At 61.0% G+C, this 12,327-nt stretch carries 9 protein-coding genes; 7 read left to right on the top strand and 2 right to left on the bottom strand.

The window, feature by feature from the left end; all coding sequences use genetic code 11:
• Window positions 1-227 precede the first annotated feature (227 nt).
• The 3 genes from I3J13_RS14210 (at window position 228) to adh (ending at window position 5,068) form a co-directional block, all read left to right on the top strand.
• A complete protein-coding gene (locus I3J13_RS14210) occupies window positions 228-2,312 on the top strand; it encodes a putative bifunctional diguanylate cyclase/phosphodiesterase (RefSeq protein ID WP_196379200.1) in 2,085 nt (694 codons plus the stop codon).
• A 105-nt stretch (window positions 2,313-2,417) separates the two neighbouring features.
• Window positions 2,418-3,377 carry a helix-turn-helix domain-containing protein gene (locus I3J13_RS14205; RefSeq protein WP_003522885.1) on the top strand — a complete coding sequence of 320 codons (960 nt, stop codon included), beginning with the start codon at window positions 2,418-2,420 and terminating at the stop codon, window positions 3,375-3,377.
• A 173-nt stretch (window positions 3,378-3,550) separates the two neighbouring features.
• Window positions 3,551-5,068 (top strand): aldehyde dehydrogenase, encoded by a 1,518-nt coding sequence (gene adh / locus I3J13_RS14200; protein WP_059757421.1) that lies wholly within the window; start codon window positions 3,551-3,553, stop codon window positions 5,066-5,068.
• 132 nt (window positions 5,069-5,200) lie between these two features.
• On the opposite strand, the gene I3J13_RS14195 is transcribed toward adh, so the two are convergent.
• Window positions 5,201-7,465, bottom strand: coding sequence for a methyl-accepting chemotaxis protein (locus tag I3J13_RS14195; protein ID WP_196379199.1), 2,265 nt, complete (start codon window positions 7,463-7,465; stop codon window positions 5,201-5,203).
• A gap of 189 nt (window positions 7,466-7,654) precedes the next feature.
• Here I3J13_RS14195 and I3J13_RS14190 point away from each other — a divergent pair, with 189 nt between their 5' ends.
• The 4 genes from I3J13_RS14190 to I3J13_RS14175 are packed head-to-tail and all read left to right on the top strand — an operon-like array spanning window position 7,655 to window position 11,123.
• The gene (locus I3J13_RS14190) at window positions 7,655-8,494 is read left to right on the top strand and encodes a glycosyltransferase family 2 protein (RefSeq protein WP_196379198.1); all 840 of its coding nucleotides are present in this window, start codon (window positions 7,655-7,657) and stop codon (window positions 8,492-8,494) included.
• Window positions 8,495-8,514: 20 nt separating this feature from the next.
• Window positions 8,515-8,802, top strand: a complete 288-nt coding sequence (locus I3J13_RS14185) for a lipid-A-disaccharide synthase N-terminal domain-containing protein (RefSeq protein WP_031233742.1) — start codon at window positions 8,515-8,517, stop codon at window positions 8,800-8,802.
• Complete coding sequence (locus I3J13_RS14180; protein ID WP_196379197.1) at window positions 8,777-10,285, top strand: ArnT family glycosyltransferase; 1,509 nt, start codon at window positions 8,777-8,779, stop codon at window positions 10,283-10,285. Before I3J13_RS14185 ends, I3J13_RS14180 begins: the two co-directional genes overlap by 26 nt.
• Window positions 10,275-11,123 carry a phosphatase PAP2 family protein gene (locus tag I3J13_RS14175; protein WP_196379196.1) on the top strand — a complete coding sequence of 283 codons (849 nt, stop codon included), beginning with the start codon at window positions 10,275-10,277 and terminating at the stop codon, window positions 11,121-11,123. Before I3J13_RS14180 ends, I3J13_RS14175 begins: the two co-directional genes overlap by 11 nt.
• Window positions 11,124-11,374: 251 nt before the next feature.
• Here the strand turns inward: I3J13_RS14175 and I3J13_RS14170 are convergent, their stop codons facing one another.
• A complete protein-coding gene (locus I3J13_RS14170) occupies window positions 11,375-12,307 on the bottom strand; it encodes a ribose-phosphate pyrophosphokinase (RefSeq protein ID WP_003522877.1) in 933 nt (310 codons plus the stop codon).
• Window positions 12,308-12,327: the final 20 nt, after the last annotated feature.

Genomic DNA, 12,327 nt, shown 5'->3' with positions numbered 1-12,327 from the left:
CCCGCGTTGCCTCCAAGGGTGTCTACACGGGTGCGGGCGCTATAATACAAACGGGGCATAAAGACAAGAGCGGCCCGTTTTTGACGGGTGCCGCTTTATAATTTTATTAGTTATCACTAATTCACTCGTTTGTTGCAACCTTTAATATATGCTTATCCATGCACATAAACCGGGTGAAAACTTGGCGAATGATAAGGCTACGCAAAATTCCAATTGCGTAGATGACAATGCTCAAAGTTCTCCAGTGCCTCACCATCGATCACGACTATCGATACACCGCCGCAGCCGTCTTCGTCTGCATGCTGGGCAGTTTCGTCTCGATGCGCCTTTTTTCGAAAGCACGTCTGGCGACGGGCGTGCAGAAGGTCAACTGGCTGTTTCTGGCGGGCGTCAATGGCGGGGCGGCGATATGGACCACCCATTTCGTCGCGATGCTGGGCTATGTCGCGGCGGGTGATGTCGGATACGATCCCTATCTCACCGGGCTGTCGCTTCTGATCGCCATTACCACAACGACTGCCGGCTTCGGCATTTCCGCCTATGGCGGGCGCAGCGTGCTGGTGGAGGCCGGTGGCGTAGTCCTCGGCCTCGGCATTGCGGCGATGCACTATACCGGCATGGCTGCCTATAATGTTCAGGGCATGATTTTCTGGGATCAGGCCTATGTCATCGCCTCGCTGGTATTGGGCGCTGTGCTGGGCGCCATCGCGGTCAATCGCATTGCCCGGCCTCTCAACCGTTTCTGCCAGTATAGTGCTGTGGCGTTTCTCATTCTGGCCATTGCCTCAATGCACTATACCGGCATGGCGTCGATGTCCTTCGCCTTCGACCCGCGCATCGTCATTCCGGAAAACCTGCTGCCGCCGGCCATCATGGGCGGAGGCGCCATTGCGGTGACGCTTCTGCTTCTGGCGCTCGGGCTCTCCACCTATGTCATCGATGCCCAGTCCACCCAGCAGGCGGTTGCCCGCTATCGCCATCTTTCGTTGCACGATCCGCTGACGGGCATTCCCAACCGGGCGGCATTCATCGAGCATCTCAATCGCCGCACACGCCATGTCTTGATGGGGGCGCATACGGCGCTTCTGTCCATCGATCTCGACCGTTTCAAGGAAATCAATGACGTGCATGGCCATGCGGCGGGTGACGCCGTGCTGCGCGCCATTGCCGACCGCGCGAGTTCCGTGCTGAAGACCGGGGAGTTCCTGGCCCGCATGGGCGGCGATGAATTCGTGGCGATGACCCATTCCTACTACACCCGCGCCGATGGCGCGGAATTCGCCCAGCGATTGATCGAGCAGATCAGCAAGCCGGTGGAATGGAACGGACAGACATTTTCGGTCGGCGCAAGCGTCGGCATATCGGTTCGCAATACCGGTTCCATCGATGCCGATACGCTGATGGCACAGGCGGATGTCGCCATGTACCGGGCAAAAAGCGGCAGTTCGGATACGATCTGCTTTTACGACAAATCCATGGACGAGGCCGCGCGTGAGCGCAACGTGCTGGCCGTCGCCATGCGCAGCGGCCTCGCCAATAACGAGTTCGAGCTTTATTACCAGCAGCAGAACGACACCAAGAGCGGCAGTATCGTCGGTTTCGAAGCGCTTTTGCGCTGGAACCATCCCGAACGCGGCATGGTCTCCCCGGCCGAATTCATTCCGATCGCCGAACAGACCGGCTTTATCGTCGAACTGGGCGAATGGGTTCTGAGAGAAGCCTGCGCGCAGGCCGCTCAGTGGAAAAAATCGCTCGCCATTGCCGTAAACGTCGCGCCGCAGCAGCTTGCGGATAATGATTTCCCCGACAAGGTTGAGAAAATTCTCGCCGAGACGGGGCTTGCGCCGGAAAGGCTCGAGCTGGAAATCACCGAAGGCAGCATTATCGCCGACCATCGCCACGCGCTCGTCACCATCCGCAAACTCAAGGCGCTCGGCGTCAAGATCGCCATGGATGACTACGGTACGGGCTATTCATCGCTTTCGACGCTGCAGAGCTTCCCCTTCGACAAGATCAAGATCGACCGCGCCTTCATCGATGGCCTGTCGACCAACGTGCAGTCGGAGGCGATCGTTCGCTCGACGCTCATTCTGGCGCACAGCCTCAATATTCCGGTGCTTGCGGAAGGCGTCGAAACCAAGGCCCATATCGAGTTCCTGCGGCGTGAAGGCTGCCTGCAGGTGCAGGGCTTCTTTTTCGGCAAGCCCGGTCCGCTGACCTCCATTGCCAATCTCGTGGACGATACGTTCCTTTCGGCTGAGGATGAAACGGACGTGACCGCCGGCCGGCGTTATTTCAAGGCGGTTCGATAGTCTGGTGCCGCCCGCGACTGCGCCCGGCAATGCCGGTCGCGAAATTTTTTGTTGAAACATGGCCGCTTCCAGCGCACCATCGCCGAAAAGCTTTGGGAGGAGCGTATGCCGACAGACATCGCCCATGCGGAACGCGTGTATGAAACCGCGCGCCATCGTTCCGCCGCCGCAAGTTCTCCGATTGTCGCCTCCTGGCGTCGCTGCATGGTCAAACATCATCTTGCACCGGAGGAAAACCGCAAGCCGATCTTTCTCAGCGAGTATGAATTCCGCCGCGCCCGTGAAAGTGCGGCCGGCCTGATTGCCGAAAGCACGGATGAACTCGACCGCATTTTCCAAAGCGTCGGCAAATCCGGCTGCTGCCTGCTTTTGACCGATGCGCAGGGCGTTGCGCTGGAGCGCCGCGGCGCTTCGGGCGATGATCGTGATTTCCGGGCGCTTGGCCTCTGGTCCGGGGCGGTCTGGAGCGAAGAAAGCGTGGGCACCAACGGTATCGGCACGGCACTGGTGGATGAGCGCTCGGTGGTGGTCTACCGCGATCAGCATTTCTTCACGTCGAATACCGAACTCTGCTGCACCACGGCTCCCATCCGCGATCACACCGGCCGGGTGACGGGCGCGCTCGATATTTCCACCTGCCGCGACGACATCAACGAGATGACTTTCTCCTTCGTCACCCAGGCGGTGAAGGATGCGGCGCAGCGCATCGAGGGCAATCTTTTCCGCCGCGCCTTTCCGGGTGCGCGCATCGTCGTTGTGCCGAGCGGGTTCGGCGCGGCGCTGTCGCTGCTGGCCGTGGATCAGGACGATCTCGTGCTGGGCGCGACCCGTGCCGCACGCCTTGCGCTGAAGCTGGACGATGCCCGCATCGCGCAGGGACTGCCCGCCGCCGATGTTCTTCAGGAACAGCGCCACGATGGCGGTTCCGACCTTGCTGAAGCGGAACGCTCGGCGCTGCGGCGCGTGTTATCGCGAACCAACGGCAATGTCACGCAGGCCGCCTCGCTGCTCGGCATCAGCCGCGCCACGCTTCACCGCAAGATGAAGAAATTCGACGTGCATTGAGGTGCGTGCGGGTGCGATCCGGCCAATCATGCCGGATCGAGGCGCCTTTGTCGCAGATGTGAGACAATGTGCGCTGCGGAACCGCGCCGCCCCTCTACCGAACCGCGCCATCTAGGCCCACCTTCCTCCCATGCGATCCGCTGCGGATCGTTTTCATCAGGGAGGATGAAATCATGAACATTCAGGTTCAGCAGAAAGCGGGCGAAGCGCCCTTCAAGCTGAAATACGGCAATTACATCGGCGGCAAATGGGTGGAGCCGAAATCCGGCCGCTACATGGATAATCTTTCGCCGGTCACCGGCCACAAGATCTGCGAAGTGCCGCGCTCGGACGCATCCGACATCGAGTTCGCGCTGGATGCCGCCCACAAGGCCCGCGATAAATGGGGCAAGACGAGCGTGACGGAGCGCTCCAACATCCTGCTCAAGATCGCCCAGCGGATCGAGGACAATCTCGATCTCATCGCCCGTGCCGAAACATGGGACAACGGCAAGCCGCTGCGCGAAACCACCAATGCGGATATTCCGCTCGCCATCGACCATTTCCGTTATTTTGCGGGCTGCATCCGCGCCCAGGAAGGCACGATCGGCGAAATCGACAACGATACCGTCGCCTATCACTTCCATGAGCCGCTCGGGGTCGTCGGCCAGATCATTCCCTGGAACTTCCCGATCCTGATGGCCGCGTGGAAGCTTGCACCGGCGCTTGCCGCCGGCAATTGCGTGGTGCTGAAGCCGGCGGAACAGACACCGGCCTCGATTCTCATCGTGATGGAGCTGATCGAAGACCTGCTGCCGCCTGGCGTCCTCAACATCGTCAACGGTACGGGCCTCGAAGCCGGCAAGCCGTTGGCGCAGAGCAACCGCATCGCCAAGATCGCCTTTACCGGCTCCACCTCGGTCGGCAAGGAAATCATGCGTTATGCGGCTGACAACGTCACCAACATCACGCTGGAGCTGGGCGGCAAGTCGCCGAACATCTTCTTCGCCGATGTGATGAACGAGGACGATGCCTTCCTCGACAAGGCGCTCGAAGGTTTCGCCTTCTTCGCGCTCAACCAGGGTGAAGTCTGCACATGCCCGTCGCGTGCGCTGGTCCATGAATCGATCTATGACCGCTTCATGGAAAAGGCGATCAAGCGGGTGCAGGCCATCAGCCAGGACGATCCGCTCAATCCGTCGACCATGCTGGGCGCGCAGGCCTCGCAGGAACAGTTCGACAAGATCATGAGCTATCTGGAGATCGGCAAGAAGGAAGGCGCCAGGGTTCTGACCGGCGGCGACCGCAAGACGCTCACGGGCGATCTGAAGGATGGCTATTACATCCAGCCGACCGTCTTCGAAGGCAACAACAAGATGCGGATTTTCCAAGAGGAAATCTTCGGACCGGTCGTTTCCGTCACCACCTTCAAGACGGTGGAAGAGGCGCTCGAGATCGCCAATGACACGGTTTACGGTCTGGGCGCAGGCGTCTGGAGCCGCGATACCAACATTGCCTATCGGGCCGGCCGGGGCATCGAAGCGGGCCGCGTATGGACGAATTGCTATCACGTCTATCCTGCGGGCGCTGCCTTTGGCGGTTACAAGCAGTCGGGCATCGGTCGCGAGACCCACAAGATGATGCTCGACCATTACCAGCAGACCAAGAACCTGCTGGTTTCCTACAGCCCGAACAAGGTCGGTTTCTTCTGAGGTCCTCCCCGGAAGCCGGCGAGGGGCTGTAGTGCCAGATCGCCGGCGTGTTCCCAGGGGCTTCGGCCCCTGGGAGCCCGGCTTCAAACAGAAAGGCCGGAGGTTTTGCCTCCGGCCTTTTTTCGTTGCGGTTTATGCCGCGTAACGCTGGTCCCGTTGGCGGGGGCCGCCGACCGAGAACTGCCCGACCTGTTCGGTCAGGCCGTCCGCCTCGCTGGATAGCGAGAAGGCGGCCGCCGTCGTTTCCTCCACCATGGCCGCATTCTGCTGCGTTACATGGTCGAGTTCGTTGACGGAGGCGTTGATTTCGCTGAGGCGACCGGACTGTTCGCGCGATGCCGTGGCGATTTCGCCGATCTGGTCGTTGACCGACTGGATGCGTTTCTGGATCTGCTCGAGGCTTTCACCCGTCTTCAGCACCAGCGCCACGCCGCTTTCCACATCGCCCGCCGAGGTGGCGATCAGCGTCGTGATGTCCCGGGCGGCGGCTGCCGATTTCTGGGCAAGCTCGCGAACTTCCTGCGCCACAACGGCAAAGCCCTTGCCGGCTTCTCCGGCGCGCGCGGCTTCCACACCGGCATTCAGCGCCAGCAGATTGGTCTGGAAGGCGATCTGGTCGATGACGTCGATGATCTGGCGGATCTTGGCCGACGAGGTTTCGATGCGTTCCATCGCGACGATCGCTTCTTTAACGACGGCCGTGGACTTGTGCGCATCCTGCATCGTGCCCGCCGTCGCCTCGACGGCGACATTGCAGCGCGACAGCGAGAGATTGACGGCCTGCGTCATGTCTCCGAGTGCCGCCGCCGCTTCCTCAAGGGCTGCGGCCTGGCGTTCGGTGCGCCGCGACAGGTCTTCCGATGCGCTTTTCAGTTCGCCGGAGCCGGAGCGGATGGCATTGGCGCTTTCGCCGATGTTGGAGATGGTCGCTTCCAGGCCTGCCATGGAGTTGTTGAAGTCGATGCGCAGATGATCGAGCGACGGTACGAAGGATTTGTCGATGCGGAGATCGAGCCTGCCGGCCGCGAGATTGGCAAGACCGGTGGCAAGTGCGTCGACAGCCTCTTCCAGTTCTTTCGCGCTTCTTGCTTTTTCCATTTCCCGCTGGGCGCGTTCCTCGTCCAGTTCTTCGCTCTTGCGATGGGATTCGGCTTCCATGCGCTGCTTGTCCAGAATGCCCTGACGGAAAGATTCAAGCGCGCGCGCCATGGTGCCGATCTCGTCGCCACGGGAAACGGCCTTGATCTCGATGTTGTTTTCACCGCCGTTCAGGCGCTCCATCAGCCCCGCAAGGCCAGTCAGTGGCTTGGTCAGGCTTGCGGAAACGAAAATGCCGATCAGCGTCATGATCGCAAGCACGGCCAGTGTCGCGACCGTTGCCCAGAAGGCGAGATCGTTGGCGGCGGCGAGAACCTTGCTTTCCTGCTGGCCGATGGCCAGAAGATGTTTCTGTCCGAAGACGGAGACCGGGCGATAGGCATAGAAGATGTTACCCGCAGGTGTCTGCGCCATCACCGTTCCGGCGTTGTTTGCGTTGGAAAGGGTGGCGAGGCTTGCGGAAACGGCAGCATCAGCGCCGCCCGAGAGAACGCCGGCCCGACGTTTGCCGTCGGCGCTCAGGAGAACGGCGTCATCGATGGTCTTGCCGGTTTCCTCGGGCGTTACCACCGCGCCGATGCGATCGGCGGCGATGCGCATGATGACGGCGCCCTTGCGCTGGAGCTGGCCCCAGTTGGAGACGGCGAGCGGCATGCCGATCATGGCCGAATCATTTTCGCCGCCGCTGAAGCCGGTGGTGCTGACGACGCCGTCCTTGCCGGCTTCGATGCGGTCGAACAGGTCCTTGATCGCGGCGTTCTGCGGTTCCGTCACGCTGGTGAGGAAGTTCTTCCCCTTGGTCACGGTGTAAATAATGAGGCCGGTCTTGTCGATTACATAGATGTCGCTGACGCGGGTGTTGCGCCAGACGCTGGCGATGGTGGCGTTGATGGTGGCGTGGCGAATGGCATAAAGCAGTCGCAGGCCTTCGCCATTGAAGGAGGCGCGCTCCTCTTCGGAGACGCCCTCGCGGCGGAAAGCCTGGATGATCGCATCCCTTTCCGTCGGCACGACGGTGGTCATCGTTTCCAGCGCCTGTGCGACCGCGGCGTTTTGCGACAGTTCGGAAATGCTCTGTTCGACGCGCAAAGTATAGGCATCAAGCTGCTTGGACTGGTTGCCTGCAACCGTTTCGAGCCTGATTTCGCTGGCGTCGATCAGTCCGGACTTCCCCATCTCGTAGGACAACAGCCCCACGGAAAGACATGAAACCAGCGTCGCGCCCGTGACGAGCGCTGCGAATTTGGCCTTTATCGACAATGATTTAGCTTTGACAGCAGTCGGATTTACACCCGGCATCCTGTTTCCTCCCCCCAAAAAACGTGGCCATACCGTGGCAAAAATTGTTTACGGTCGCGTTAAAAGCGCTGGGAATTGTACGATTATTTCCCGCATGCCGTGAAAAAATAGCCGGCCGCCACTGACGCGTTTCCCGTAATAAAACTGCAATAGAACGGGCGCATATCGAGTGAAGTTCAACGGCTGTTCATGTTCATGCAAGCTTTCCGCGCTCCTTCTCTCGCCACTATCAATGACGTCTGCGGACTGAGTGCGGACGGATATGACGGAGCCAGCGTGAAACCGAGGCCGGATTTCGCCGTTGTCGTGCCCATGCACAATGAGCAAGCGAGTGTGGAAACGCTCGTGGCGGAGATTTTTGCCGCCTGCCAGCCTGTCGGCGCCTTTGAGATCGTGGTGGTGGACGACGCATCTTCCGACGGCACGGTCGATGCGGTGCTTGCGCTTGGCGATCGTTACCCGATGCTGCGGCTCGTCCGGCATGATCGTCAGGGCGGACAGTCTGCGGCGATCCACAGCGGTGTGCAGGCGGCACGTGCGCCTGTCATCTGCATGCTGGATGGAGACGGGCAGAACCCGCCGGACAATCTGCCGGCTCTTCTCGCGCCGCTTCTCTCCGCCAGCGCTCCCAGCCGGCTCGGCCTTGTGGCCGGCCAGCGTGTCGGTCGGCGCGATACGCTTGGAAAACGTCTTTCCTCTCGCTTCGCCAATGGGCTTCGGGCGCGGATATTGAAGGACGGCACGCGCGACACCGGCTGCGGGCTCAAGGCCTTCCGCCGCGACGCCTATCTCGCCTTGCCCTATTTCGATCATCACCACCGCTATTTCCCGGCGCTGTTCAACCGCGACGGCTGGCAGGTTACCCATGTCGACGTCACGCACCGGGCGCGGCTGCACGGGAATTCCCATTACACCAATATCGGCCGCGCGCTTGTCGGCATCCACGATCTGATCGGCGTCGCCTGGCTGCTGCGCCGGCGAAAGCGCTCAAGCTGGGCTGAAACTTTCAAAACGGAGACATTGCCGTGAATGCACCGGCTTTATGGTCCATGCTGCATGTGAACAGCTGGAAGGAATTTCTGTGGGTTTGCACCGGCTTCATGGGCCAGATGCTGTTTACCATGCGTTTTCTGGTTCAATGGATTTCGTCGGAACGGGCGAACCGCTCGGTCATTCCGGTGGCTTTCTGGTATTTTTCCGTTCTCGGCGGTCTGGTGCTGCTTTCCTACGCCATCTGGCGGCGCGATCCGGTCTTCATTCTGGGCCAGGCGTCCGGCCTTTTCATCTATGCCCGAAATCTCTGGTTGATTCATGCAGAACGCCGCCAGCATGCATGAGGCGGCGCCCCTGCCTTATGCGCAGGCAGGCGATGAGCGCCGATGGCTGACATTTGTATTCGTGGCGATCGTCCTCGTAACCGCGCTGCGCGTCCTTGGGCTGGCCTTCAATCGTACCGACCTTTTCGTCGATGAGGCGCAATATTGGCTATGGGGCAGGGAGATGGCGCTCGGCGCCTATTCCAAGCCGCCCCTGATCGGCTGGCTCATTCGCGCGGCAACCGTTCTGAGCGGCGGCGAGGGTACTTTCCAGGTGCGGCTGGCCGCGCCCGTGGTGCATGGCGTCGCGGCGGCGGCCATTCTTGCGCTCGGCCGCATGATTTACGATGTCAGGCTGGCGTCCCTGGCCGCCCTTATCTATCTGACCTTGCCGGCCGTAACGCTCGGCAGCCTGCTGATCTCGACCGATACGCCGATGATGTTGTTCATCGTGCTGTCGATGATCTCCGTGCGGAAGCTTGCGCTCGCCCGCAGCGAGGGCAGGGCGGCGTTGGGCTGGAGCATCGCCCTCGGTCTCTGTTTCGGCCTCGGGCTGATGTCGAAATATGCGATGATCTATTTTCTGCCCTGCTTCATCGTCGCCGGCTGGCTCTGTGAGGCATGGCGCATCCGGCTGCGTGATGCGGTCATTGCTGCGCTCGTCTGCGTTGCCGTCATCGCGCCCAATCTGTGGTGGAACGCGGCGCATGATTTCATGACCGCACGCCATACGGCGGACAATGCGAACTGGCATGGCGTCCAGCTGAAGATCGGTTCCGCGCTGGAGTTTTTCTTCTCCCAGGCGGGCGTGGTCGGACCGTTCGTTTTCGTCGGCATGATCGTCGCAACAATTCGTGCGAAGAATGCCGAAACCCGGGCGCTGGTCGCTCTTTCGGTACCGATCGTTCTGCTGATTACCGCGCAGGGTTTGATGTCACGGGCGCTCGCCAACTGGGCGGTCGGGGCCTATGCGGCCGGCGTGCTTCTGGCGGTGCCGGTCCTGGCGTCGCGGCGCTGGCTCACCGTGTCCACGCTTGTACTCGGTAGTATCGTGGCCGTCGCGCTGCCGCTGATGACCATTGCCGGAACGCAATTGCGCCTGCCGAAAGGTGAACTGGCGATGGCGCGGTATCTAGGTCGCGCCGAGCTGGTGTCGACCGGTCTGTTACGGGCGCGCGAGGCGGGTGCGGACGCCATCGTCGCTACCGACCGTTCGATACTTGCCGAGCTTTTTTATCAGCTCCGGGATGAGAAGCAGGTGATGACGCGCGCGCTGCCCGAGACCGGCGTGCCTTCCAGTCACTATGCGCTTCTTTACCCGCTGAAACCCGGCGAGGCGAAAAATCCCCTGTTCCTGGCAAGTGCGGATGGCCTGCCGGCCTGCCTTGCCGGCGAGGCGCCGGTCGCCCGCTGGACCGCCGGGCCGGGTTTCCTCGAGGGTAGGGAAATCGGCCTCTGGCGCCTGCTGCCGCGATGCATGCCGGAGGGCAGCAATGGACAATGATCTTTCGCATATGCGGATCACGATCTGGGTGACACTCGCCACATTGGCGCTCGTCATCCTGTTCGCGACCTTTCCCTCCATCGATCTCAGATTCTCCGCCCTGTTTTTCTCGCCCGTCGAGCAGCCATGGTCCGGGCGTGAGCCGTTTCCCGAATGGTTGCGGGATACGCTGCGCGAAGGTACGGAGCTTGCCACCCTTCTGGCTTTCGTGATTCTTGTCGGCAATCTTCGGCTGGGTACGCTGCAAAGAACCGGCTGGCGGGTATGGGCCTTCCTGTGCGGGCCGGTGGTCCTCTGCGCCGGGCTTCTGGTCAATGGTGTGCTGAAGGCGACCATCGGTCGCGCGCGCCCATTCAGCGTCACCGAATTCGGCGGGCAGCAGCTTTTCACGCCGCCTTTCCAGTATAGTGCGCAATGTTATTCGAACTGCTCGTTTTCTTCCGGCGAAACCGCGCTGATCGCCAGTTTCTTCCTGCCGCTCTGCGTGCTCGTCTGGCCCCGGCTGCAACGGCGCGGACGGTTGGCGATGGGAGGCATCGCTGCCGGCATGATCGTCCTCATGTCCGGCTTGCGCATCGCGGCCGGCGGGCATTTCCTCAGCGATGTGGTGATGTCCATCCTGTTTTCCGCCCTCACGACCCTGTTTCTCTACCGGGCGCTGGTGATCGGACGTCATCGCCATCTGTTTACCGCCGATGCGGTCACAGCCGATACGGTCAGTATCTGGCGTAACGGTCGCCATGCTGTCCTGACCAGGGTTCGGCGCTGGTGGCCGAAAATCAAGGCCGCAGCCTCACGTCTGCAACGGCCGCCGGATGCGGGTGCGGCATCGTCTTAAGGGGAACTTCGAAGTTCGCTTCAATGAGGTGAATGGCGAAGCGCGCCAGACACTCCTGCGTCATCCTCGGGCTTGTCCCCGAGGATATGCGACCTGTTGATCTTATTCAACGTGACTAGGTCCTCGGCACAGGGCCGAGGATGACGTCCAGGGAATCAGCGATTTCAAGATGGACCGCAGCCTGCCCGGAAATCTAAACCGGACGGCAATTCGCCAGGCCCCAGAATGATTGCCGAGGTCCCCGCAGCTGCTCAGTCGAACAGGCCGGAAACCGACTGTTCCTGTGCGGTGCGGTTGATCGCTTCGCCGAGCAGGCCTGCGGTGCTCACCACGCGGATATTATGCGCGGACTGGACACCGGTTGTCGGCTGGATGCTGTCGGTGATGACGAGTTCGCGCAGCTTCGAGGAGGCCACGCGGGCAACCGCGCCGCCGGAAAGCACGCCGTGGGTGATATAGGCGGTGACGCTGGTGGCGCCCTTTTTCAGCAGCGCTTCGGCGGCGTTGCAGAGCGTGCCGCCGGAATCGACGATGTCGTCGATGAGGATGCAGTCCTTGCCGGAGACATCGCCGATGACGTTCATGACTTCGGATTCGCCCGGACGGTCACGACGCTTGTCGACGATGGCCAGAAGACAGTCGAGACGCTTGGCGAGTGCACGGGCGCGAACCACGCCGCCGACATCGGGCGAAACGACCATGACATTGTTGGTGTCGTAATGGTCCTTCACGTCGCGCGCCAGGATGGGCGCTGCGAAGAGATTGTCGGTGGGGATATCGAAGAAGCCCTGGATCTGGCCGGCATGGAGATCGAGGGTGAGAACGCGGTCGGCGCCGGCTTCGGTGATCAGATTGGCGACGAGCTTGGCGGAAATCGGGGTGCGGGGGCCGGCCTTGCGGTCCTGGCGGGCGTAACCGAAATAGGGCAGCACCGCGGTAATGCGCTTTGCCGAGGAGCGGCGCATGGCGTCGATCATGATGAGAAGTTCCATCAGATGATCATTTGCCGGGAAGGAGGTGGACTGGACGATGAAAACGTCTTCGCCGCGCACGTTCTCGCTGATTTCTACGAATATTTCCTGGTCAGCAAACCGCTTTACAGTGGCATTTCCGAGAGGAACGTTAAGATACTTGCAGATCGCTTCGGCAAGGTGCCGGTTCGAATTGCCTGCGAAAACCTTCATTGCGGCCGCCTGTTTCCATG

This window comes from Agrobacterium leguminum (genome assembly GCF_015704895.1).
GTDB classification, from domain to species: domain Bacteria; phylum Pseudomonadota; class Alphaproteobacteria; order Rhizobiales; family Rhizobiaceae; genus Agrobacterium; species Agrobacterium leguminum.
Note: the sequence above shows the minus strand (reverse complement) of the source record. Positions and strands in the feature narration are given on the sequence as shown.